This window comes from Streptomyces sp. NPDC040589, assembly GCF_055594445.1.
This window is the reverse complement of record NZ_JBVIWP010000007.1, coordinates 145,648-169,484: the sequence shown is the minus strand read 5'-3', so window position 1 is coordinate 169,484 and position 23,837 is coordinate 145,648. Positions and strand designations below refer to the sequence as shown.

The 23,837-nt window shown below is 72.7% G+C and carries 19 protein-coding genes and 1 pseudogene; 11 read left to right on the top strand and 9 right to left on the bottom strand.

Going from position 1 to position 23,837, the window contains the following annotated elements; translation table 11 throughout:
- Nucleotides 1-67 precede the first annotated feature (67 nt).
- Entirely contained in the window at nt 68-328 is a 261-nt protein-coding gene (tatA, locus tag ACZ58V_RS28900) for a Sec-independent protein translocase subunit TatA (RefSeq protein ID WP_423568546.1), read from the top strand.
- On the opposite strand, the gene ACZ58V_RS28895 is transcribed toward tatA, so the two are convergent.
- The 3 genes from ACZ58V_RS28895 to ACZ58V_RS28885 form a co-directional block, all read right to left on the bottom strand.
- A complete protein-coding gene (locus ACZ58V_RS28895; RefSeq protein ID WP_471293498.1) occupies nt 285-1,541 on the bottom strand; it encodes a cytochrome P450 family protein in 1,257 nt (418 codons plus the stop codon). The two genes, tatA and ACZ58V_RS28895, sit on opposite strands and share 44 nt — an antisense overlap.
- A gap of 140 nt (nt 1,542-1,681) precedes the next feature.
- Nucleotides 1,682-2,137 (bottom strand): DUF6114 domain-containing protein, encoded by a 456-nt coding sequence (locus tag ACZ58V_RS28890; RefSeq protein ID WP_468191905.1) that lies wholly within the window; start codon nt 2,135-2,137, stop codon nt 1,682-1,684.
- On the bottom strand, nt 2,137-2,808 hold the full coding sequence (locus tag ACZ58V_RS28885) for a DUF6230 family protein (protein ID WP_468191903.1): 672 nt from the start codon (nt 2,806-2,808) through the stop codon (nt 2,137-2,139). Before ACZ58V_RS28885 ends, ACZ58V_RS28890 begins: the two co-directional genes overlap by 1 nt.
- Before the next feature lie 628 nt (nt 2,809-3,436).
- On the opposite strand from ACZ58V_RS28885, the gene ACZ58V_RS28880 reads away from it, so the two are divergent.
- Nucleotides 3,437-4,078, top strand: coding sequence for a Tat pathway signal sequence domain protein (locus tag ACZ58V_RS28880; protein ID WP_468191900.1), 642 nt, complete (start codon nt 3,437-3,439; stop codon nt 4,076-4,078).
- Nucleotides 4,079-4,096: 18 nt separating this feature from the next.
- On the opposite strand, the gene ACZ58V_RS28875 is transcribed toward ACZ58V_RS28880, so the two are convergent.
- Nucleotides 4,097-4,990, bottom strand: a complete 894-nt coding sequence (locus tag ACZ58V_RS28875) for a lytic polysaccharide monooxygenase (protein WP_471293495.1) — start codon at nt 4,988-4,990, stop codon at nt 4,097-4,099.
- A 364-nt stretch (nt 4,991-5,354) separates the two neighbouring features.
- Here ACZ58V_RS28875 and ACZ58V_RS28870 point away from each other — a divergent pair, with 364 nt between their 5' ends.
- The 5 genes from ACZ58V_RS28870 to ACZ58V_RS28850 all read left to right on the top strand — a co-directional run bounded on the left by ACZ58V_RS28870 (nt 5,355) and on the right by ACZ58V_RS28850 (nt 12,363).
- Nucleotides 5,355-7,154: a S8 family peptidase gene (locus tag ACZ58V_RS28870; protein WP_471293493.1), complete on the top strand. Its 1,800-nt coding sequence runs from the start codon at nt 5,355-5,357 to the stop codon at nt 7,152-7,154.
- 257 nt (nt 7,155-7,411) lie between these two features.
- On the top strand, nt 7,412-8,059 hold the full coding sequence (locus ACZ58V_RS28865) for a ScbR family autoregulator-binding transcription factor (RefSeq protein ID WP_468191894.1): 648 nt from the start codon (nt 7,412-7,414) through the stop codon (nt 8,057-8,059).
- Nucleotides 8,060-8,103: 44 nt separating this feature from the next.
- Nucleotides 8,104-9,288, top strand: a complete 1,185-nt coding sequence (locus ACZ58V_RS28860) for a damage-control phosphatase ARMT1 family protein (RefSeq protein ID WP_468191892.1) — start codon at nt 8,104-8,106, stop codon at nt 9,286-9,288.
- A 105-nt stretch (nt 9,289-9,393) separates the two neighbouring features.
- Nucleotides 9,394-11,559: a germacradienol/geosmin synthase Cyc2 gene (gene cyc2, locus ACZ58V_RS28855; protein ID WP_471293490.1), complete on the top strand. Its 2,166-nt coding sequence runs from the start codon at nt 9,394-9,396 to the stop codon at nt 11,557-11,559.
- Nucleotides 11,560-11,802: 243 nt separating this feature from the next.
- Nucleotides 11,803-12,363, top strand: coding sequence for a PDZ domain-containing protein (locus ACZ58V_RS28850; protein ID WP_471293488.1), 561 nt, complete (start codon nt 11,803-11,805; stop codon nt 12,361-12,363).
- Here the strand turns inward: ACZ58V_RS28850 and ACZ58V_RS28845 are convergent.
- Complete coding sequence (locus tag ACZ58V_RS28845) at nt 12,356-13,111, bottom strand: phosphodiesterase (RefSeq protein WP_471293486.1); 756 nt, start codon at nt 13,109-13,111, stop codon at nt 12,356-12,358. The two genes, ACZ58V_RS28850 and ACZ58V_RS28845, sit on opposite strands and share 8 nt — an antisense overlap.
- Nucleotides 13,112-13,310: 199 nt before the next feature.
- On the opposite strand from ACZ58V_RS28845, the gene ACZ58V_RS28840 reads away from it, so the two are divergent.
- The gene (locus ACZ58V_RS28840; protein ID WP_468191881.1) at nt 13,311-14,438 is read left to right on the top strand and encodes an aminopeptidase P family protein; all 1,128 of its coding nucleotides are present in this window, start codon (nt 13,311-13,313) and stop codon (nt 14,436-14,438) included.
- Nucleotides 14,439-14,484: 46 nt separating this feature from the next.
- On the top strand, nt 14,485-15,441 hold the full coding sequence (locus ACZ58V_RS28835) for an aminoglycoside phosphotransferase family protein (RefSeq protein WP_471293808.1): 957 nt from the start codon (nt 14,485-14,487) through the stop codon (nt 15,439-15,441).
- Nucleotides 15,442-15,462: 21 nt separating this feature from the next.
- Here the strand turns inward: ACZ58V_RS28835 and treZ are convergent, their stop codons facing one another.
- Nucleotides 15,463-17,208, bottom strand: a complete 1,746-nt coding sequence (gene treZ / locus ACZ58V_RS28830) for a malto-oligosyltrehalose trehalohydrolase (RefSeq protein ID WP_471293483.1) — start codon at nt 17,206-17,208, stop codon at nt 15,463-15,465.
- A gap of 173 nt (nt 17,209-17,381) precedes the next feature.
- Between treZ and ACZ58V_RS28825 the strand changes: the two genes are divergently transcribed.
- Both ACZ58V_RS28825 and ACZ58V_RS28820 read left to right on the top strand, forming a co-directional pair.
- Nucleotides 17,382-17,948, top strand: coding sequence for an FHA domain-containing protein (locus ACZ58V_RS28825; protein WP_471293480.1), 567 nt, complete (start codon nt 17,382-17,384; stop codon nt 17,946-17,948).
- 161 nt (nt 17,949-18,109) lie between these two features.
- Nucleotides 18,110-19,453 (top strand): M14 family zinc carboxypeptidase, encoded by a 1,344-nt coding sequence (locus ACZ58V_RS28820; protein ID WP_471293477.1) that lies wholly within the window; start codon nt 18,110-18,112, stop codon nt 19,451-19,453.
- Between the two features lie 13 nt (nt 19,454-19,466).
- Here ACZ58V_RS28820 and ACZ58V_RS28815 read toward each other — a convergent pair whose 3' ends face one another.
- The 3 genes and pseudogenes from ACZ58V_RS28815 to treY all read right to left on the bottom strand — a co-directional run bounded on the left by ACZ58V_RS28815 (nt 19,467) and on the right by treY (nt 23,778).
- Complete coding sequence (locus ACZ58V_RS28815) at nt 19,467-20,717, bottom strand: M14 family zinc carboxypeptidase (protein WP_468191871.1); 1,251 nt, start codon at nt 20,715-20,717, stop codon at nt 19,467-19,469.
- A 174-nt stretch (nt 20,718-20,891) separates the two neighbouring features.
- Nucleotides 20,892-21,347, bottom strand: a pseudogene (locus tag ACZ58V_RS28810) (dihydrolipoyl dehydrogenase); the annotation flags it as partial.
- 61 nt (nt 21,348-21,408) lie between these two features.
- The gene (treY, locus tag ACZ58V_RS28805) at nt 21,409-23,778 is read right to left on the bottom strand and encodes a malto-oligosyltrehalose synthase (protein WP_471293475.1); all 2,370 of its coding nucleotides are present in this window, start codon (nt 23,776-23,778) and stop codon (nt 21,409-21,411) included.
- Between the last annotated feature and the right edge of the window lie 59 nt (nt 23,779-23,837).

The window sequence follows — 23,837 nt, the reverse complement described above, 5'->3', positions numbered from 1 at the left end:
TTGCCTCTCGCCCGGGGGTTGTACAGTTGCGCAATGTAGCAACTGTTGAAGAGAGGGAGGGCATGCCGTGCTGCGCAACGGACTGGAGCCCTGGCATCTGCTGATCGTGGCGATCGTCGTGATCGTCCTGTTCGGCTCGAAGAAACTGCCGGACACGGCGCGTTCACTCGGCCGCTCGATGCGGATCCTCAAGAGCGAGGCGAAGGCACTGAAGGAGGAGGGCGCCGGGGAGCCGGCCTCCGGAGAGCCGGACCTCCGGGATCCGGCGCCCTCCGCGGAGCCCGTCAGCCCGTCAGGACCGGCAGCGTCCGATGGCCGTGCGAGATGAACGAGTCCACCGGCCGCAGCTCCTCGGCCGGTACGGCGAGGGTGAGGCCGGGGAACCGTTCGAACAGGGCAGGCAGGGCCACACGCGCCTCCAGCCGGCCGAGCGGGGCGCCCAGGCAGTGGTGGACGCCGTACCCGAAGGCCAGATGATCCTTGGCGGCGCGGGTGACGTCGAAGACGGCGGCGTCCGTGCCGTGATGCTCCGGGTCGCGTCCGGCGGCGGCGTACGCGGCGAGGATCGCCTCGCCCTTGCGGATCACCGCGCCGTCCGGGCCGCCCAGTTCACCGAGGGGCAGATCCTCGACGGCGTACCGCAGCGGCAGGCTGGCCACCGGCGCCTCGGCCCGCAGGGTCTCCTCGATCACATCGTCCCAGGAGGCGCGCCCGCCGCGGACGTGCGCGAGCTGGTCGGGGTGGGTGAGCAGCGCGTGGACGGCGTTGTCGAGCAGGTTGACCGTCGTCTCGTGACCGGCGCTGATCATCAGCATCAGCGTGTCGAGCAGTTCCTGCTCGCTGAGCCGCGTGCCGCTCTCCTCCTCGTGGGTGGCGATCAGCGCGGAGGTGAGGTCGTCGCCGGGCGCCGCCCGTTTCGCGGCGACGAGTTCACCGAGGACGGCGTAGAACCGGGCGTAGATGTCGGCGACCTCGGCCGCGTCGGCCGAGGTGTGGAAGACACCGTCCACCACGACCCGCAGCTCGTCCCCCAACTCCTCGGGGAGCCCGAGCAGTTCGCCGATGACCTGGATGGGCAGCGGGTAGCAGAACTCCTCCCGCAGATCGACCGCCTGGCCGTCCGCGCCGCCGCCGGCCCCCACCTTGGCGACCCGGTCGAGCAGCGTCGCGGTGATCTCCTCGATCCGTGGCCGCAGCGCGTTGGTGCGGCGGGCGGTGAACGCCTTGGAGACGAGGGTGCGCAGCCGTTTGTGGTCGGTGCCGTAGGCCGTGAACATGCTCTGCACCGCGACCCAGGTGAACAGCGGCCAGTCCGGCGAGACCTCGCCGTCGATCCAGCGCTGCCAGTGCCGGCGCGGGTCCTTCGACACCCGTGGGTCGGTGAGCAGCCGTTTCAGAAGCGAGGTGTCGCTGACCGCCCAGGCCGGGACACCGTGGGGGAGTTCGACGGGGGTGACGGGTCCGCGCTCGCGGATCCGGGTCGCCTCGCCGTGGATGTCGCGGCCGGTCGGGTCGATCACAATCGGGTGGGTCTGATCCATCGGACTCTCCCTGGGCTGACGGCTGTCCGTACGGCGCGCACACCTCGTGGGCGGAGCGCGACACGTCCAGCCAAGTCGCCACGGCCGGGCGACGCCAGGGGGTCGAGGATCACTGGCCTGAAGGGCATCACTGGCCTGATTCAGACGGCCTGGCCGGCCTCCCGCTCCAGGGGCCCCGCCACGGCCGCGGCCTTGGCCGCCTTCCTGCGCTGCCGCCGGCTGACGCGCGGCTCCTGGTCCGGGAGCCAGCCGAAGGTGAGACAGCTGCCGACGATGCCCAACAGCATGCCCACGAAGAAGCCGCCCAGGTTCGAGGTCATCCATGCCCCCAGGGAGACCAGTACCCCGATGACCGAGTAGAACAGGCGCTGCGAGGGGTTGAAGAGGATCAGCACGCCGCACAGCAGCATCACGGCCGGGAGCAGATAGCCGGCCAGGCCCTGCATGCCGACGTGCAGGATGACGTCCAGCGACGCCTTCAGGGTGAGCAGGATCTCCGCCCCGCCCAGGGCGAGCAGCAGCCCGCCCCAGAAGGGACGGCCCGCCCGCCACCGGCGGAAGGCGGACCGGAACGTCCCGCGTGAGCCGCCGGGCATCAGCAGCCCGATTCGCTGAAGCCCAGCTTCAGCCCCGGCAGCTTGAACACACCGGCCGTCGTGGCGTAGTTGGTCTGCCGCAGGTTGGCGATGCGCACGGTGTCGGACTGCTGGCTGAACACGCCGATCGGCCCCTTGCCCAGAGGGCCGGCCTTGTTGAGTTCGCTGGCGTCGTTGCCTATCTCGATGTTGGTGAAGGCCGCGTCGCCCGAGAGCTGGGTGGAGTCGGTGGTCAGGTCGGTGGCCCGGACCTTCTTCGCGCCTTCACCCGCCCTGATGATCAGGTTCGTACCGCCCAGGTCCACGCTCTGGCACAGCTTGGTGAGCGTCGCGTCCTTGATCACGGAGGTGACGACCAGCACCTCGCCGCCGGTTTCACCTGCGTTGGGGCTGTCCTTGGCCATCTTGTCCAGGCCTCCGAACTGCGCGAAGCCGTTGCCCTTCAGCTCGGTGGCGGTGACCGTGAAGGGCATGCCGGAGATGGCGAACTGCACGCCCAGCGCCCCCTCGGCGGTGAGGACCGCGAGGCTCGCGGCGACCAGGGTGGCCGGCACCGCCATCACCGCGGCCCGGCGTGCCCGGACCCGCCCGCGGCGCGCGGGAACGTCAGCGACGTCCGCGGCGGCGGGGCCGTCCGGTCTTTCGGGGGTGTGCTCGGCGGAGGAGGTCATGTCTGCTCCAGGTGCGTGTCGGTGCGGATCGGACTTCGGTGGCACGTTGCCCTGGCGCGGACACCGACCGCGTACGTACGTCTCCTCGCAACTCCCGGCGATTGCAAGGGCTTTCTCGTTACGCCGCAGTAGCCGACTCGGAAGTTACCGGGGGTTACATGAAGGGTCAAGGGAAGTGTGAACAAAGAGTGTTGAATGTGCGCCGCATGTGAGTCAACGGCGTTCGGAAACTCTCAGTCAACGCACAACTCCCCTGCAATGCCTTGACGTTGACTGACCGGTAGGTCTACAACTCTCCTCGTCTCACCGGATCCGTGGCGCCGGATCCGCCGCGCGGCACCGTCCGCGCGCCCCGGACCGCCCGTCCCGGACGGGCATCTCACCGCCCGGTGCGTCCGCACGGGCTTTCCCTCGCCCGAGTCCGACCCTCCACGGCACGGCCGCTTCCCCTGGAGCCGCGCCACCAGCCACCCCCCGCCCGGCCCGGCCGGAGCCGCGTCCTGCGTGCCTCCGGCCGGTGACCGGACCGCCGTTGCCGGTCCGTCACGTACGGAGAAGGCGTGACGGACCGGCAACGGCGGACGCGGACGCACCCCCTCACCCTCGCTTCCGAAAGAGGTACACCCGCATGCGTACTCGCACCCTGCTCGCCCTCACCGCCGCCGTCGCCGCCCTGGGCCTCGCCGCCCCCGCCTCGGCGGCCGACACCCCGGTCCTGACCACCACCGACGGCGCGGCCGTCGCGGTCGGCGACGTCCTCGACGCGTCTCTGGCGAGCGGCACCGCCGCCACCTTCTACTCCAGCGCGACCGGCACCAGCGGCATCTCGTGCACCTCGTCGGCGTTCTCCGCCAAGGTCACCGCCAATCCGGCCGCCCCTGGCACCGCCACCGAGTCCCTCGCCTCGCACACCTTCGACACCAGCGGCTGTACCACCAACGTCGTCGGTTCGCTCGGCGTCAGCGGCATCACCGTCGACAACCTGCCCTACACCACCAGCGTGTCCTCCGACGGCACCGTCTCCGTGACCCCGGGCGCCAGTTCCGCCATCCAGTCCACGGTCAAGCTGCGCACCCTGCTGGGCAGCATCACCTGCGTCTACCAGGCACCGAGCCTGACCGGCACGGCGAGCAACGCCGACCACAGCATCTCCTTCACCAACCAGCAGTTCACGAAGGTCTCCGGTTCGTCGCTCTGCTTCAGCAACGCCTTCTTCACCGCCAAGTACGCCCCGGTGACGAAGGGCGGCGTGGCGATCAACGTCAACTGAGCGTCCAGCAAGGTTGGTTCAGCGTCGCCGTAGGCGTACGGCCAGGGCGGCGCCGCCGGTGAGCAACAGCACCGCCGCGGCGCCGCCCGCCAGCATGGGCGTGGACGGGCCCGAGTCGGGGCCGGAGGCGGCGGCCACCGGGCTGTGGTCAGCCTGCGGCTGAGGGTCGGCGGCGTTCTCTCCCGGCTTCTCCTCCTCCTTCTCCTCCGTCTCCTCCGTCTTCTCGCTCTCCTCCGTAGGCGCCGCCTCCTTCTGCGGCGACGCCGCCTCCTTCTGCGGGAACACCACGTCCGAGCACGAGTAATAGGTGTCCGGCGTACTGCTGTTCTGCCACACCGTGTACAGCACGTGCCGCCCGGTCCGGTCGGAGGGCAGGGTCGCCTGGAGGCGGTAGGCGCCGTCCGTCAGGGCCGGGTCCGTCACCTCCGCGAACGGCTTCTCGGGCAGGTCGGACCAGGACAGCGGCCCGGCCGGGTCGTAGCCGGGCTTCGTCAGGTACATCCGGAACGTGCCGGTGTGCGGGATCGTCGAGACGTACCGCATGGTCAGCGTCGCGCCGGGCGTCATCCGGGTCGAGGGCCAGTCGGCGCGGGCGAGGTCGAGGCCCCGGTAGGCGGGCAGGCCCCCGCTGCACAGCTTCCCGTCGGGGACGACCTGCCGGTCCCGGCCGTTCACGTTCGCCAGCCGCAGGTTGTCCCAGGCCGTGAAGGGCGCGCCGTTCGCGGCGACGGCCGCGCGGCACGCCGCCGAGCCGGCGCGATCGCCGCCCTCGGGGGAGCAGGCCACCACGCGGCTCACCGGATCCGTCGGCGCGCCGTGCGCCCCCGCCGGTCCGGCGGCCCACAGCGGCAGCAGCAGCGGGGTCACGAGGGCGGCCGCGAGTGCGGTGCGGTGTGCGGTCGTACGAGGCATCCCTCTGCGTCTCCTCGGCCGGGGCGGCAACGTCGGTAGTGCAGTACGGGAATCCGTCCCGGCGCGTTCACCGCGCACGGACGCGTTCGAAAAGGGACCGTTCGCGCCCAACTGCCCGCCATAGAGGGTGGGTTTCCGGCCCGATCGAGGGTTTCCCCCGTATCCCGATGACCTTCCCTTTGCCTATCGTTCGACCACAGCCGAGCACAGCCGACCTACAGGTAACCCCGAACTGGTCCGCTCGTCTTCTCGCGCCTGGCCGGCCATCGCGTCGCTTTTCGAACCACCCCCCTCCGCTTCGACGACGAAGCGACTCCACCGCCGCTCCGCCCAGCCCGGAGTCAGGCCACGAAAGGCAACGACCGTGCGTACCTCCCCAGAGCTCAGACGGAAGCTGATATCCGTCGCCGTCGTCTCCGCCGCGCTGCTGACCGCCGCCCCCGCCTCGGTCGCCGTCGCCCAGGAGTCCGCACCCCGCGCCGCCGCCGTCCCGGCCACCCTCACCGAGGCCGCCCCCGGCGCCCCGGCCGAGCGGCTCATCGTCGGCTACAAGTCCGGCGCGGCCGAGGCCGAGTCGAACAAGGCCGCCGCCGCCGACGCCGAGACCAAGGCCGAGAAGACGGGCGAGGATGTCGACTTCCAGCGCCGCCTCGGCACCGGCGCGGCCCTCGTCGAGCTGGGCACGAACCCCACCCGGACGTCCGTCGCCGACGTCGTCGCCCAGTACGAGGCCGACCCGCAGGTCGCCTACGTCGTTCCGGACCGTCTGAACAAGCCGACGGCCGTCACCCCGAACGACACCGACTACGGCAAGCAGTGGGACCTGTTCGAGTCCACCGCGGGCATGAACGTCCCGGCCGCCTGGGACACCACCACCGGCAGCGGCGTCACCGTCGCCGTCATCGACACGGGCTACGTCACCCACTCCGACCTCGCCGCGAACATCGTCGGCGGCTACGACTTCATCTCCGACACCGCCGTCTCCGTCGACGGCAACGGCCGTGACAGCAACCCGGCCGACCCGGGCGACTGGTACAACGCCGACGAGTGCGGCACGGGTATCCCGGCCTCCACTTCCTCCTGGCACGGCACCCACGTGGCCGGCACCATCGCCGCCGCCACCCACAACGGCAAGGGCGTCGCCGGCATCGCCTACGGCGCGAAGATCTCCCCGGTCCGCGTCCTCGGCAAGTGCGGCGGCTACGACTCGGACATCATCGACGCGATCACCTGGGCCTCCGGCGGCACGGTCTCCGGCGTTCCCGCCAACACCAACGTCGCCAAGGTCATCAACATGAGCCTCGGCGGGGGCGGCGCCTGCTCCACCGCCACCCAGAGCGCCATCACCGGCGCCGTGAACCGCGGCACCTCGGTCGTCGTCGCGGCCGGCAACGAGAACCAGAACGTCTCCAACTCCTCCCCGGCGAACTGCAACAACGTCATCTCGGTCGCCGCGACCAACCGCGCGGGCAGTCGTGCCTCGTACTCCAACTACGGCTCGCTCGTAGACATCTCCGCCCCCGGCGGCGAGACCCGCACCTCCTCCGCCAACGGCATCCTGTCGACGCTGAACTCCGGCACGAAGACGCCGTCCAGCGAGAACTACGCCTACTACCAGGGCACCAGCATGGCCACCCCGCACGTCGCGGGCCTCGCCGCGCTGCTGAAGTCGGCGAACTCCGCCCTCACCCCGGCGCAGATCGAGTCGGCCATCAAGGCCAACGCCCGTGCCCTGCCCGGCACCTGCTCCGGCGGCTGCGGCGCCGGTCTCGCGGACGCCGCCAAGACGGTCCAGGCCGTCAAGGGCGGTACGTCCACCGGCACGATCTTCTCCAGCACCACCGCGGTCGCCGTTCCGGACAACGGCGCGGCGATCGAGTCGCCGATCAGCGTCACCGGCCGCAGCGGCAACGCTCCCTCGGCCCTCCAGGTCGGCGTCGACATCACCCACACCTACCGCGGCGACCTCGTCATCGACCTCGTCGCGCCGGACGGTTCGACGTACCGCCTGAAGTCCGCCGCGTCGGACTCCGCCGACAACGTGAACACCACCTACACGGTGAACGCGTCGAGCGAGACCGCCAACGGCACCTGGAAGCTGCGCGTCCAGGACACCTCGGCGCAGGACACGGGCACGCTGAACAGCTGGAAGCTGACCTTCTGATTCGCGTTCACCAGTGGGCGGGTCGACCGGTGCGGATGGGGCACCGGCCGGCCCGCCTTTACGTCTGCCCGCACAACCCCCACAGTTAGATACCGAACGCGCTGTTTTCTTTCACCAGTCGCGATTGTTTTGCCGGATGTGCACCCGCACTCCGGCACACTGGTGTGATGAACGCCGTCTGAGGGTGAGTTATCGTGTACGCGGGGTAAAAACAAACGGCATGACCCGTTCATTTCCGTCCCGGGAGAGTTCAGCCGATGGCGAGGCAGTTGCGAGCCGAGCAGACCCGCTCGACGATCATCACGGCCGCCGCTGACCTGTTCGACCGTCGCGGCTACGAATCGACCAGTCTCAGCGACATCGTGGAGCACGCTCAGGTCACCAAGGGTGCCCTGTACTTCCACTTCGCGGCGAAGGAGGATCTCGCCCACGCGATCCTCGAACTCCAGTCGCACACCGCCCGCAGGCTGGCGACGGAGACCGACAGCCGCGGCCACACCGCCCTGGAGGCGCTGATGCGCCTCACGTTCGGCATCACCCGCATGTCCGTCGAGGACCCGGTCCTGCGGGCCGGCCTGCGGCTCGCCACGGGCGGCATCCAGCCGCGGCCGCCGCTGAGCCACCCCTTCACGGAGTGGCTGGACATCGTCACGAACCGGCTCGTCGGCGCGGTCAAGGAATCCGACGTCCACCCGGACATCGATGTCGATGTCGTGGCCCACTCCCTGGTCTGCTTCTTCGTCGGCACCCGGGTCGTGGGCCGCTCCCGCGAGCCCGTCGCGCGGCAGCCCCGCAGGACGGCCGAGATGTGGAACATACTCATCCGCAGCCTGGTCCCGGTGACCCGCCGCGCCCGCTATCTGAGCCTGGCGGCCCGACTGGAGCGGGAGATCGCGCCGGTCTGACCGGTCCGACCCGGGCATGAGGGCCGCGCGCTACGGTGAGCCGCATGCCCGACACCCCCACCCCACCCGTGCTCCTCGGCAACCAGCCGGGCTCGTTCCCCCACAGTGTGCTGGCCGAGCGGCACCCCGCGATCATCCGGCAGGTCCGCGAGGCCTTCCCCTACGAACCCGGGCAGCACCGCGCGCTCGACGACCTGCTGGCGAACTGCACCAAGGGCGAGATCGAACCGCTCCCCGCCGACGCGCACGACCGGGACCTCTGGGAGACCTGGGGGCTCGGCGAGTACACCGGCCGCTCCTGGTTCGACATCCCGTGGCTGTGGTCCGAGAGCTGGTTCTACCGGCGACTGCTCCAGGCCGTCGGCTACTTCGGCCCGGGCCCCTGGCAGGGCATCGACCCCTTCCGCCCGTTCAAGCTGGCCGAACTCGACTCCGCCGAGACCGACGAGGAACTGGCCGCGCTCGACGACCTCGCGAACCGGCCCGCCGGCGAACAGGCACAGGCCCTGCTGCACGGCTCCCTCTGGGGCAACCGGGCCGACCTCGGCTTCCGCCTCTCCGCCGAGGGCGCACGGGACGCGGACGCCGCCCCCGGTCTGGTGGCCGACGACAGCGACCGGCTGTGGTCCCTGCTCGACGGCACCGGCACGGGCACCCTGTGCCTGGTCGCCGACAACGCGGGCCGCGAACTCGTGCCCGACCTGCTGCTCATCGCCCACCTCCTGGCCCACGGCCGGATCGGACGGGCGGTCCTGCACGTCAAGCCCTACCCCTACTACGTCTCCGACGCCACCACCGCCGACGTCGTCGACGCACTGCGCCGGCTGACCGGTGCCGGGGGAGCGGCCGCCGACCACGGACGGCACCTGTGGTCGGCCCTGGCCGACGGCCGCCTCATCCTGCGCGCCCACCCCTTCTCCAGCGCCCCGCTGCCGTACGAGGAGATGCCCGGCGACCTGCGCGCCGAGTTCGCCTCGGCCACGCTGACCCTCGTCAAGGGCGACCTCAACTACCGCCGCCTGGTGGGCGACCGGCTCTGGTCACCGACGACACCCTTCACGGACGTCACCGCGTACTTCCCCGGCCCGGTCGCCGCCCTGCGCACCCTGAAGTCCGACGTGATCACCGGCCTCGACCGCCGTACGGAGGCCGAACTGGTCGCGGCGGAGGACCAGCGCTGGCGCACCAGCGGCACACACGCGCTGATCCAGGTGAGGGTTTCCGGCTAGGTCAGGTCACCTCCAAAGCGCCTGCTTTCACGTTGGATTCACGCGATGGTGTGATCATGTCCCGCCCCGCGGATGCCGCCGCGGGGTGCCGGGTAGGGCCCGGCCATGACGCAGCCGTTCGAACTCCCGCACTTCTACATGCCGCACCCCGCGCGGCTGAACCCCCATCTCGAGGAGGCCCGCGCGCACTCGACGGAGTGGGCGCGCGAGATGGGCATGCTGGAGGGATCCGGCGTCTGGGAGCAGGCCGACCTCGACGCGCACGACTACGGCCTGCTCTGCGCCTACACCCACCCCGACTGCGACGGCCCGGCCCTCTCCCTCATCACCGACTGGTACGTGTGGGTCTTCTTCTTCGACGACCACTTCCTCGAGATGTACAAGCGCAGCCAGGACCGCCTCGCCGGCAAGGCCCATCTGGACCGGCTGCCGCTGTTCATGCCGCTGGACCTCTCGACTCCCGTACCCGAACCGGAGAACCCCGTCGAGGCGGGCCTCGCCGATCTGTGGGCGCGCACGGTGCCGAAGATGTCGCAGGACTGGCGGCGCCGCTTCGCCGTGGCCACCGAGCACCTTCTGAACGAGTCCATGTGGGAGCTGTCCAACATCAACGAGGGGCGGATCTCCAACCCCGTCGAGTACATCGAGATGCGCCGCAAGGTGGGCGGCGCCCCCTGGTCGGCGGGGCTCGTGGAGTACGCGACCGCCGAAGTGCCCGCCGTCGTCGCCGGGTCGAGGCCGCTGAGGGTGCTGATGGAGACGTTCTCCGACGCCGTGCATCTGCGCAACGACCTGTTCTCCTACCAGCGGGAGGTCGAGGACGAGGGCGAGCTCAGCAATGGCGTGCTCGTCCTGGAGACCTTCTTCGGCTGCACCACCCAGGAGGCCGCCGACACCGTCAACGACGTCCTCACCTCCCGCCTCCACCAGTTCGAGCACACGGCGTTCACCGAAGTGCCCGCGGTGGCCCTGGACAAGGGCCTCACCCCGGACGGGGTCGCGGCCGTCGCGGCGTACACCAAGGGGCTGCAGGACTGGCAGTCCGGCGGCCACGAGTGGCACATGCGCTCCAGCCGCTACATGAACGAGAACGCGCGCGGCGGCAACCCCTGGCCGGGCTGCAGCGGCATGGGCACCTCCGCCGCCGACGTGCGCGCCCTGCTCGCCTCCGCCGGCGCGGAGCGTCGCCTGCGCTCCTACACGCACGTGCCGTACCAGAAGGTCGGGCCGTCCCGGATCCCCGACATCCGCATGCCGTTCCCGCTGGGACTCAGCCCGCACCTCGACAACGCCCGCCAAAATCTGGGCCACTGGGTGGACCGCATGGGCATCCTCGCCGAGGGCGTCTGGGACGAGGACAAACTCAGGGCCTACGATCTCGCGCTCTGCTCGGCGGGCATCGACCCCGACGCCACACCGGAGGCCCTCGACCTCAGCGCGCAGTGGCTCGCCTGGGGCACCTACGGCGACGACTACTACCCGCTGGTCTACGGCCACCGCCGCGACCTGGCCGCCGCCCGGCTGACCACCGCCCGCCTGTCCGACTGCATGCCGGTCGCCGGTGAGGAGCCGCCGATTCCGGTCAACGCCATGGAGCGGGGCCTGGTCGACCTGTGGCTGCGCACCACCGCGGAGATGACGCCCGAGGCGCGGCGCACGCTGAAGGACGCGGTGAACGTCATGACCGAGAGCTGGGTCTGGGAGCTGTCCAACCAGCTGCAGAACCGCGTCCCCGACCCGGTCGACTACCTGGAGATGCGCCGCGCGACCTTCGGCTCCGACCTGACCCTCAGCCTGTGCCGGATGGGGCACGGCCCGGCCGTCCCGCCCGAGGTCTACCGCAGCGGCCCGGTCCGCTCCCTGGAGAACGCGGCGATCGACTTCGCGTGTCTGATCAACGACGTCTTCTCGTACCAGAAGGAGATCGAGTACGAGGGCGAGATCCACAACGCGATCCTCGTCGTGCAGTCCTTCTTCGGCTGCGACTACCCGGCCGCGCTCGGCATCGTGCACGACCTGATGAGCCAGCGCATGCGGCAGTTCGAGCACGTGGTCGAGCACGAACTGCCCGTCCTGTACGAGGACTTCCAGCTCTCGGACGAGGCGCGCGCCATCATGGCGGAGTACGTCACGGACCTGCGGAACTGGCTGGCGGGCATCCTGCACTGGCACCAGGAGGTGGACCGCTACAAGGCCGCCTGGCTGGCCCGCCGCGCCCACGGCTTCCTCCCGGGCCGTGCCCCCGCCGTGCCCGTGCCCGCTCTCGGCTGAGACGGCGCCCTGGCCGGCCTTCCGCTCCTCGTGACCTGCGGCTCGCACCGCACCCGTCTGCCGGGTGCGGTGCGAGCCGCGCCGTGCTTCCGGGCACCGCGACGGGGCGTATGGCCCCTGCCGGCGCCGGTCAGTCTCACTCGTTCGTGGCTCGTCGCGTGCCGAGGTGCCGGGTAGAGCACCAGCCGTGATCGTTCCGCATCCGCCGGAGGCGATCCGTTCGGCACCATCCGGAGGCGAGCCATGGAACAGACCGCGCTGCGACCCAAGCCGATGCCCGGTCAGGAACCGGGTGCGGCGGTGCCGGCCCCCGAGGCCGGTCCGGCCCGGCCGCGCCCGCGCGCCGCCCGGCGGCGGGGCCGGCGGCTCGTCAACGCGCTGTTCGCCGTCTTCCTGGGCGTGGTGCTCGTCCTCTCCGGGATCGGCCTCGGGACGGTGGGCGCCACGGTGGCCGACGCGGGCGGAGTCCTCGACCCGCGAGGGTGGCGCAAGCCGTCGTCCCCCGGCCCCTCGCCGTCCGCCGTCGCATCCGTGCCGCCGGTCGTGACCCTCGGCGTGCAGGTCATGGACGCCGGGAAGCCGGGAGCCGTGGTCGTCGGGATCCATGTCCCGGGCCCGGGACACGCGGCGGGCCTGGAGCGCGGCGACCTGCTCCTCGTCTTCGGGAGGACCCGCATTGACACGGCCGCCGACCTGGCCCGAGCCGTCGCCCGTGCCCGGCCCGGCTCGGAGGTCCGGCTGACGGTGCGGCACCGCGGCGGTGGCTACCAGCAGCTGACGGTCGTACCGGCCGTCGTCACGTGACCACCCGGAAGTGGCTCGTGAGCCGCCCCGTGTCGTCCAGGACATGGAAGGCGAGTCCGGGTGGCGCGTCCCGGTCCGCGACCTGGTCGCCCTCCCAGGGCAGCCGCAGCGTCCACGTCACACCGGGGCCGACGATCAGCGGCCGCCCCGCGAACGAGGTGGCCGCAGGGGTGTGGGCGTGGCCGGTGATCAGGCCGGCGATCTGGGGCCTGCGGGCCAGCAGGCCGGCCAGCCGGTCGGGGTGACGCAGCCGGCAGGAGTCGGGCAGCCGGTGGTGCAGCGCCACCGGCGGGTGGTGGAAGGCGAGCAGGGCCGGAAGGCCGCCGTCGAGTTCGTCCAGGGTCGCCTCGATCCAGTCGTACGTCTCCTCGTCCAGCTCCCCGTCGTCGCTCCCCGGGACGCTGGAGTCGCACATCAGCACGGCGCCGTCGTCGAAGACCTGCACGCTGTTGACCGGCCCCTCGGCCCCGGGCAGGCCCAGCAGCGCCTTGCGATAGGGCGCGCGGCTGTCGTGGTTGCCCGGGCAGGTCAGCACGGGGAACGGGGCGTCGCCGTCGCGCAGCCCCAGCAGGCGGGCCGCCTCCTCGTACTCGGGCTCCGTGCCGTGGTCCGCGATGTCGCCGGTCACCAGCAGCGCGTCGACATGACCCGGCAGTTCCCGCAGCCGGTCGCGGACGCGCTCGGCGCGCTCCGTCGCCCGCGCGCTCCCGTCCAGGTGCAGATCGCTGATGTGTGCCAGTACGAGCACGGCCGCACGCCCCCTCGTTCGAACGACTGATGGATGCCCCTTAATGGGTGCAGCGAATCTAAGCATTAGATCTAACGGTTGGGAAATCCCCTGCCGTTAGCGGTGATGCTCAGACGAAGTCCGCAGACGGCTCGCGCCGCCCCCTCCGGCCGGGCAGGATGTCTGCCCGTAGCCCCTTCGCCCGTCCTGGGAGGCCCGGATGACCGGAAGCACGGCCGCGTCCTTCACCGCCGACGACTACAGGGCCCGCATGGAGCGTGCCGCGCGTGATGCCGCCGAGGCCGGTCTCGCGGGCCTGCTGGTGGCCCCCGGACCGGATCTGGTGTGGCTCACCGGCTACACGCCCCCGGCGGTCACCGAACGGCTCACCCTGCTGGTCCTCGCCGCCGGACAGGACCCCGTCCTCGTCGTCCCCGCCCTGGAGGCCCCGGACGCGCACAAGGCGGCCGGCGCGCCCGCCCTGGCCCTGCGCGACTGGACCGACGGCAAGGATCCCTACGCCGCCACCGCCGCCCTGCTCGACGCCTCGGGCCGGTTCGGCATCAGCGACAACGCCTGGGCGCTGCACCTGCTGGCCTTGCGGCAGGCCATGCCCGGCAGCTCCTACAGCTCGCTCACCGAGGCCCTGCCGATGCTGCGCGCCGTCAAGGACACGGCCGAACTGGAACTCATGGCGGCCGCGGGAGCCGCCGCCGACGCGACGTTCGAGGAGATCCGGAACGTCCCGTTCGCCGGCCGGCGGGAATCCGAGGTGGCCGCGGACCTCGACCGGCATCTGCGCCGGCACGGACACGAGCAGGTCGACTTCACCATCGTGGCCTCCGGCCCGAACGGCGCCAACCCGCACCACGAGGCCGGGGACCGCGTCATCGAACGCGGCGACATGGTCGTCCTCGACTTCGGCGGTCTGCGGGACGGCTACGGCTCCGACACCTCCCGCACGGTCCATGTCGGCGAACCCACCGACGAGGAACGCTCCGTGCACGACCTCGTGCGCGCGGCCCAGGAGGCCGGTTTCCGCGCCGTGCGGCCGGGGGCCCGCTGCCAGGACGTCGACCGGGCCGCCCGCGCGGTCATCGCCGACGCCGGATACGGCGAGTACTTCATCCACCGCACCGGACACGGCATCGGCGTCACCACCCACGAACCGCCCTACATGATCGAGGGCGAGCTGCAGCCCCTGGTGCCCGGCATGTGCTTCTCCGTGGAACCCGGCGTCTATCTGCCGGGCCGGTTCGGCGTACGCATCGAGGACATCGTGACCGTCACCGAGGACGGCGGGCGGCGCCTGAACACCACTTCCCGCGAGCTGGTCATAGTGGAGTGACGCCACCATGTCCCCACCACGCCTCCCGAACGGCAACGGCGCGACCATGACCCAGGCACCGACACCCACCGCGGACACCGTCCGCCGGCTGGTCCTTTCCCTCCTCAAGGACGGAAAGGAGCCCAGGCAGGGAAAGGAAGGCACCGGCCCCGACGTCCGGCCCGCCACCCAGGGCGCCGAACCCGCCACCTGGTGGGTCGGCACCCGCCATGTGCTGCGCCTGGCCCCCGACCGCGAGGCCACCGTGCGCCAGCGCCGCGAACTGCGCCTGCGCGACCTCGTCCGCCCGCACATCCCGGTGGCGGTGCCGGCCAGCGTGGCGCACGGCGAGTGGGCGGCCGGGCTGACCTACACACTGGACACCAAGGTGCCGGGCGGCTCGGGGCAGGAGCACGACGTGTCCGCCGTCGGCGAGGCCGACCTCGCGGCACTGCTCACCGGGCTGCGCGAGGTGCCGGTCCGGCAGGCCGAGACCCTCGGTGTGCCGCGCGCCGCGCCGCGCTCCCTGGAGGCGCTGCGCCGGGCCGCCGTACGCGCCGCCGAACACTGCGCCGAAGCCGACGAGTTCGACGCCGCGCGCCTGCACCAGCTCACGCAGGCCGCCGCGACCCAGCTCGCCGCCCAGTCCGGCTCGGCCGTCCTCACCCACCACGCCCTCACCGGCGGCCACCTCGTGGTCAGCGCCGACGGCCGGGTGCGCGGCGTCCTCGGCTGGGCCGGCGCCGTCGTCGGCGACCCGGCCGAGGACATCGCGGGCCTCGCGCTCGCCGTCGGCTCACCCGCCGCCGTACGCGCCGCCACCCTCGCCGGCTACGGCGCCCGGCCCTGTCTGCGCGGCCTGTGGCTCGCCCGCTGCGACAGCGTCGTCCACCTCGCCGAGGCCCTCACGGGCGGCGACGCGGACCGGCTCGCCGTGTCGCGGACGCGGCTGCGCCACGCCTGGGAGCCGATCCTGCTGGAACGGGTGACGGACCTGCGCGAGACGGACGACGACGCCCCGTAGCCGAGCGCCGTCGCGGGCGCGTCACTCCTGCAACAGCACCACGCCCGACTCCCCGGGCAGCCGCACCACCCCGTCGGCCCCGGGCGTCTCGACCGGCTCCCACGCGGCCAGCACGCGCGCGTGCGGCACGCCGAGCGGCAGCTCCGCCGGTTCCGGCGCCAGGTTCACCGCCACGAGGACGTCCCCGCGCCGGAAGGCGATCCAGCGGCGCTGTTCGTCGTAGGCCACCTTGGTGTCGGCGAGGTCGGGGTCGGTCAGGTCGGGCTGCTCGTGGCGCAGGGCGATAAGCCGTCGGTACCAGGCCAGCACGCGCGCGTGCGGCTCGCGTTCCGGTTCGGACCAGTCGAGGCAGGAGCGGTCCCGGGTCGCCGGATCCTGCGGGTCGGGCACGTCCTCCTCCTTCCAGCCGTGCGCCGCGAACTCCCGCCGCCTGCCCCGCCGTACGGCGTCCGCGAGCTCCGGGTCGGTGTGATCGGTGAAGAACTGCCAGGGCGTGCCGGCCGCCCACTCCTCGCCCATGAAGAGCATCGGCGTGAACGGCGCAGTCAGCGTCAGCGCCGCCGCACAGGCCAGCAGCCCGGGGGAGAGCAGGGCCGAAAGCCGTTCCCCCTGGGCGCGGTTGCCGATCTGGTCGTGGGTCTGGCTGTAGCCGAGGAGCCGGTGCCCGGCCACGCGGTTGCGGTCCAGGGGACGCCCGTGGTGCCGCTCGCGGAAGCTCGAGTACGTCCCGTCGTGGAACCAGCCGCCGCCGAGGGTCTTGGCGAGCCCGCCGAGGGGAGTGCGCGCGAAGTCGGCGTAGTAGCCCTGCGACTCGCCGGTCAGCGTGGTGTGCAGGGCGTGGTGGAAGTCGTCGTTCCACTGCGCGTGCAGCCCGAGTCCGCCCCCGGCGCGGGAGGTGATGAGCCGCGGGTCGTTCAGATCCGACTCGGCGACCAGGAACAGTGGCCGGTCCACCTCGGCGGCCAAAGCGTCCACGGCCGACGACAGTTCCTCCAGGAAATGGCGCGCGCGCGTGTCCACCAGCGCGTGCACCGCGTCCAGGCGCAGCCCGTCGATCCGGTAGTCGCGCAGCCACGCCAGCGCGCTGCCGACGAGGAACGCGCGCACCTCGTCCGACCCGGGCGCGTCCAGGTTGACCGCGGCGCCCCAGGGCGTGTGGTGCGTGTCCGTGAGGTACGGCCCGAAGACCGGCAGGTAGTTCCCGGACGGACCGAAGTGGTTGTGCACCACGTCGAGGACCACGCCCAGGCCGAGTTCGTGGGCCCGGTCGACGAAGCGTTTCAGCGCCTCGGGCCCGCCGTACGGCTCGTGCACCGCCCACAGCGACACGCCCTCGTACCCCCAGCCGTGTGTGCCCGGGAAGGGGCACAGCGGCATCAGCTGCACATGCGTGACGCCCAGTTCGGCGAGATGGCCGAGCCGCTCCGCGGCCGCGTCCAGGGTGCCCTCGCGTGTGTACGTCCCCACGTGCAGCTCGTACAGCACCGCGCCGGGCAGCGGCCGCCCGGTCCACCGCGCGCGCCACGCGTACCGCTCGTGGTCGACGACCGCGCTCAGCCCGTCCGGGCCGTCCGGCTGCCGCCGCGAGCGCGGATCGGGCAGCACGGGCCCGTCGTCCAGCGCGAAGCCGTACCGGGAGCCGTCGCGCGCCTCCGCCTCGCCCCGCCACCACCCCGGCCGTTCCGGATCGCGTTCCAACGCGCGCGTGACGTCGTCGCACCGGAGCGTCACCCGGCCGGCCTGCGGTGCCCACACCTCGAACTGCACGGACGGTTCCCCTTCGTCTGCTCACCGTGATGTAGCCCGTCCATGGTGCGTCAAACGAGATCAATCCGCTGGCGCATCCTCCCTTTTGCGGCAGGTGTCGCCGGGTACGCGCGCGTGGCGGCCGTTTTCCCGTTTTCTGGACAGCCCGGCCGCGCTGCCCGACAATCACCAGCGTGACGTCGTCCTTCGAGTTCAACACGTACCCCGCGCGGCTCTCCGACGTGGAGCGCGACAGGGCGCTGAAGGTGCTCCGTGACGGCGTCGCCATGGGCCGTCTGTCCCACGACACGTTCGTCCGGCGCATGGAGCTGGCACTGACCGCCCGCAGCCCGGACGAGCTCGCCGTGCTCACCGCCGATCTGCCCACGGAGAGCCGGCTCTCCCGGATGGTGTTCGGCACCGTCGAGGCGGTCTCCGGATTCACCGTGCGGCTGCGCCGGGCCTGGCAGGCCGAGCGACTGCCCAAGCTGCTGCTGCCCCACCCGGAGCAGGGCCATCCGCTGCGCATAGGCCGCGACCCCGCCAGCGGGCTGCGCCTCAACCACGAGACCGTCTCCCGCGTGCACGCCGAACTCCGCCACCAGGGCGGCATGTGGGTGCTGCGCGACCTCGGCTCCACCAACGGCACGACCGTGAACGGACGGCGGGTCGTCGGCGCGGCCCTCGTCCGCGAGGGCGACCAGGTCGGCTTCGGGCAGATGACGTTCCGGCTGACCGGAGTCAGGCCGGCGTCCGGCTGACCTGAAACCGAGGCACGCCTCGGCGCCGGCCTGGGAGTTGTCGGCTGTCGGCCCGTCAGGAGTGGCTCAAATCCCGTTGCCGTCCGTGGTGTTGACGTACCCCTGAAGTCGTGACTCACTGTGCGTACGCCATCTACACCTGGTGAACCGACGGCACCGCATTGGGGAGGTGTGCCCTGCCGCCCCTCCCGCGCTACCCGACCGTCGACGAACTGGGCGCACGGGCCGCCGCCCTCGTCGCCCGCCACCCCCGTGACGCCCGGCTGCGCCGGATCGGCACGTCCCGCGCGGGCACCCCCATGCTGCTGCTCTCCGTCGGCCACGGCAGCCGCCAGGCCCTCGTCGTCGCCGGCCCGCACGCCAACGAACCCGTGGGCGGCGCCACCGTGCTGCGCCTGGCCGAGCGTGCCCTGGCCGACGCGCGGATCACCGAGGGCGCCGACGCCACCTGGAACCTGCTGCTGTGCCTGGACCCGGACGGGCTGCGCCGCAACGAGGGCTGGCTCACCGGCCCGTACACCCTCGGCCAGTACTTCCGGAACTTCTTCCGGCCCGGCTTCCTGGAACAGCCCGAATGGCTGCCCGACGGCGCGGCCGGCGCCACCCTGCCCGAGACCCGTGCGCTGCTCGATGTCCAGGACGAGCTGCGGCCGTTCCTCCAGTGCTCCCTGCACGGCGTGGACATCGGCGGCGGCTTCGTCGAGCTCACCCGCGACCTGCCCGGCCTCGCCCCGCGCGTCGCCCACATCGCCGTCCGGCTCGGCATCCCCCGCGAACTCGGCGCGTACGACGCTCTGTACTGGCCGGGCCTCGGACCCGCCGTCTACCGGATCCCGCCGCCGCGCCGGGCCGGTCTCGCCGCGGCCATCACGGAGGCGGCCGTCGAGTCGACGTGGTTCCACCCGCACCGGCACGGCACCGTCACCGCGGTCGTCGAGGCGCCCATGTGGGGCGTGGCCGCCGTGTCGGACGGCTCCCCGCCCGCCGACCGGGACGCGGTGCTACGGGCCGTCAGCCGCACCCTGCGCCACGACACGGGGCTCCTGCGGCACCTGCTGGCCCGGATCCGCCCGCACCTCGCCGTCGTGCCCGACGCGGCGCGCCTGCTCGCCCCGGTCGACGACTATCTACTGGTCTGCCCCGGCCTCGCCGACGCCTGGGACCCCGAGACCGGCGACGGCGCGGCCCACCCCCTCCCGCCCCTGACCACCGCCCACCTGGCCGCCCTGCGCATCTCCGGGCGACGGCTGGTGCTGCGCACCGCGGGGCTGCTGCACCAGCTCGTGCGGGCGGCGGGCCGCGACCCGGCCGGGGCCCTGCCGGAGCTGGACCGGCTGATCGACGAGTGGTGCGCCGACTACCGCGACGGCCGCGGGGCGCGCTGGATCCCGGTGGCACGCCAGGCGGAGTACCAGACACGCGTGGTGCTCTCCGCCTTCGAGCTGGCCGCGCGGCACCCAGGCGCTCGGGAGGACGGGGCGGCGGTGCCGATGCGGCGCGACTGAACGCCGCGGGGGCCTACGACGCCCCCTCGCGCGCGTGCAGCGCCGCCGCGACCACCGTGCGGGACTGGTGCTCCACCTGGTTCTCCAAAGGCACCCAGCGGGCGCGGAAACGTTCCGCGAAAGCGTCGCTCCAGGTCGCGACGAGTTCCTCGAGCTGCTTCGCCGCTCCGTCGTCGGTCCCGCGCAGCACCCGCAGCAGCATGGCCGCCGCCCGCAGCGGCACCCGCCGCACGAACGCGTCCACGCTGCCGACGTACGCCATGGTGCGGTCGGCGGGCGGGGTGTGGACCAGGTCGGAGGCCAGTCCCGGCACCAGCTCCAGGCCCCACTTGGCGGCCCGCAGCAACGGCCCGTCCAGGTCCGCCAGCCGGGGCAGCGCGCCGTCGAGCACGCGCGTCACCTCCAGCGCGTCGCGCTGCAGCCGGCGCGCGAGCCGGCCGATCGCCGCCGCCGGAGCCGGATGCGGAGCCGGGTCGTCCACCAGGTCGCTCGCCCACATCGGCACCTCGACCACCGCGGTCAGACCGCCGTACCGATGGGCGTGGAACCAGGTGCTGTGCCGCGCGTCGTCCGGCAGGCTCGGGTACGCCGGACCGATCCCGGGCGCGGGCATCACGTGCACCCCAGGTCCGGAGGCCGGCCAGCCCGCGGCGTCCGAGGCGCCGGTCTCCACCGGGATGTGCAGCTCCGCCGCGGACTTGGCGAACGGCTCGGCCAGCCCGGGCACGTCCTTCGTCAGCTGCACCCAGCTGCCGCCCAGATCCGTGCCGTGCAGGGTCACCTGGAGGTAGGGCCGCAGCTCGTCGATGACGCCGGTCAGGGCCAGGGTCTCGGGCGGCAGCCGGTCGGGCGGCAGCACGGACGGCGCCCACTCCGGCTGCTCCGGGCCCGCGGGACGGAAGAAACCGAGGTGGTAGTCGAACAGACTGCGCGGCGCCGGCGTCACATGCAGGCTCGCCCCGTCGGGATCCGCGCACAGCAGGAAGTGCCAGGACATGCCGTCCCGTAACTCCCGCTCGGCCAGCACCCGCCGGGCGAGCGCGAGCAGGGTGCAGGAGCCGGTCGGCTCGTTGGCGTGGGCGCCGGCGACCACCAGTACGGCTCGGCGGGCGCGGCCCACGGACAGCAGGTGCAGAGGTCTGCCGGCTCGTGAGGCACCCACCTGCCTCAGGGTGCACACTCCGGGGCGGTGAGCAGTCAAGGCCCGGGCAGCAGAGACCAGTTCGGTCACCGTCGGGTAGCGCAGCTCCGGCAGGACACTCACCCCCGTCACATCCGCCCGAGTTCGCAGTCGCAGTACCCCACGGCCATGGTGCGGTGTCAAGAGCACGGCCGGGGAGCCTCCAGGGGGCGCCCGGAAGCACTGACGGCGGGTGTGCGGCAGGCGCCATGAACGGTGTGTGGTCCCTGCGGGTGGCGTGACGTCAGCGGCGCGGTGTCACTGCTGGTGGAGCCCGCGTCCGGCCAGGGTCAGGAACACCTCGCCGACCGCCTCCGACAGGGTCGGGTGCGGGTGGATGTGCCGGGCCACGTCGGACGGCTCGGCGTCCCAGCCGACGATCAGCTGGCTCTCGGCGATCATCTCCGACACGTGCGGGCCCACCAGGTGCACGCCCAGCACGCGCCCGCCGCGCGCCTCGGTGACGACCTTCACGATGCCGCCCCGCCCGTGCACCGTGCCCTTCGCGACGGCGGTCAGCGGCATGCTGCCGGCCACCACGTCGTGTCCACGCGCGCGTGCCTCGGCCTCGCTCAGCCCCACGGCCGCGGTCTGCGGCGACGAGTACGTGACGCGGGGCACGGCCGCGTAGTCCACGGGCGGGGACGGCACACCGGCCGGCGTCTCGGCCACCAGCAGCCCTTCCGCGAAGGACGGGTGGGCCAGTCCGAGCGACGCGCCCGCTTGCCGTGTCCGACGCGTTCGCTCGCCGTGCCCCGCCGCGATCCGCCCGCCCTCAATCGCCCACCCGCTCCAGCAGAGCCACCGGCAGCCCCGCGAAAAGCTCCTCCACGCGTGCGTGCCCCGTGAACTCGCGCCCCGGCTCCAGCACATCCGCCCAGCGCCCGGGCGGCAGTGGCAGCCGTGTGTCCCGCCAGCCGCCCGCCTCCGCCAGCCGCAGGGACAGCCGCGTCACGGCCGTGAGGACCTCGCCGGAGCGGACGAAGGCCGCGCAGTACGCCGCAGCGGGGCCCTCGGCGGTCAGCGGCGTGTACGTCGCCGTGTCGCCGAAGGCGTCGGGCCGCCGTCCCCGCAGCCCCAGGGCCGCGCGGGTCACCGCGGCCTTCTGCCCGGAGGCCCCGCCGGACTCCTCGGGCGGGAAGCCCACCGCCCGCCGGTTGTCGGGGTCGACCAGGGCCCGGTACTCGGCCTCCGTGCCCTGGTAGACGTCCGGAACACCCGGCATCGTGAGCTGGACCAGGGCCGTGCCCAGCACGTTCGCCCGGATGTGCGGCTCCAGCGCGTCCCGGAAGGCCGCCACCCGCTCGGCGGGCGCCCCGCACGGCCCGGCCGCCACGAACCGCGCCACCGCCTCCTCGTACGGCGGCTCCTGCTCGGTCCAGCTCGTGTACATGCCCGCCTCGCGCACATGCTTCAGCAACGCACCCTGCACCCGCTCCGGCGACCCCGGCTCCGGGCCCAGCCCGAACACCGTCTGCCAGGCCGCCCACGCCAGTTGCGCGTCCGGCACGCCCTCGCCGGTGCGCGTCACCTCGGCGAGGACGTCCGCCCAGCGGTCCGGGCACTCGGTGAGCACGTTCAGCGCCGCCCGGACATCGCCGCTGCGCTTGGTGTCGTGCGTCGAGGCGACCGTCCCGCTCACCGGCCAGTCGCGCTGCACGCGCGCGCAGTACGCGTGGAACTCCTCCGGCGACAGCGCGGGAGAACCCGGATTCCCGCCCACCTCGGTCGCCGACAGCAGCGGCACGTACCGGTAGAACGCCGTGTCCTCCACCGACTTCGCCCGCAGCGCCGACGCGGTCTGCGCGAACCGGGTCCGGAACTCCACCTGCGCGGGCCCGTCGCCGTACCGCCCCAGCACCAGGTCCCGTACGACGTCCACCGCACCCGCCTCCTCGGGCACGGCGAAGGCCTGCCGGGCCTCGGCCGCGGCCTCCTCCGTGACGACCGACGCGGCGTCGGCCGACTCGTAGGGCCGGTAGACGTCCATGCGCACCAGGAGTTCCTGGAGCGCCGTGCGCAGCGCCCAGGGCGCGCGGTCGCGCAGGGCGGGCTCGGGCGCGGTCGCGCACAGCCGGCCCGCCACCCGGGTCAGCCGGTCCATCTCCGTGGCCAGCTCGTGCGTGAGGACCTTGTACGCCGCCCGCCGCACCGTCGCCTCCCACTGCCCGCCCCGGTCCGTCTGCGGGGCCGCGAAGCGCCGGTACTGCCCCAGGAGGTCCCCGAACCCGGCCGGGTCCATGAAGAGCCCGTCCACGTGCCGCAGGGCGTCGTAGCCGGTGGTCCCCGCGACGGGCCAGGACGCCGGCAGCTGCTCACCGTCGGCCAGGATCTTCTCCACGACCGTCCAGCGGCCGCCCGTCGCCTCGTGCAGCCGCTCGAGGTAGCCGTCGGGGTCGGCGAGCCCGTCGGGATGGTCGATCCGCAGCCCGTCGACCACGCCCTCGTGCAGCAACTGGAGGATCTTGCCGTGGGTGGCCTCGAACACCTCGGGGTCCTCCACCCGCACCCCGATCAGCTCCGAGATGCTGAAGAACCGCCGGTAGTTGAGCTCGGTCCGGGCCAGCCGCCACCACACCGGGCGGTACCACTGCGCGTCCAGCAGATGCGGCAGCGGCAGGTCCTGGGTGCCCTCGCGCAGCGGGAACACATGGTCGTAGTAGCGCAGGACGTCGCCGTCTACGCGCAGTTCCCCGAGCACCTCGCCCAGCGGCCCGCCGAGCACCGGGAGCAGCACCTGGCCGTCCTGCGCCTCCCAGTCGATGTCGAACCAGCGCGCGTACGGCGACTGGGGGCCCTCGCGCAGCACCTCCCACAGGGCGCGGTTGTGGCGCGGGGCCATGGCCATGTGGTTCGGGACGATGTCCGCCACCAGGCCGAGCCCGTGCTCACGCGCCGTGCGGGCCAGTGCCCGCAGCCCCTCCTCGCCGCCCAGCTCCTCCCGCACGCGCGCGTGGTCGACGACGTCGTAGCCGTGCGTCGAACCCGGCACGGCCTCCAGGACGGGGGACAGGTGCAGATGCGAGACGCCGAGCGAGGCCAGGTACGGCACCACGGCCGCCGCGGCCCCGAAGGGGAACTCGGGCTGCAGCTGCAGCCGGTACGTGGCCGTGGGCACCACCGGGTCAGGTCGCTCAGGTGTCATGAACCGTACGTACCCGCCCCGCCGCCGTTCGTGTCATCCCCCGCGCCAGGTGCGCCGCG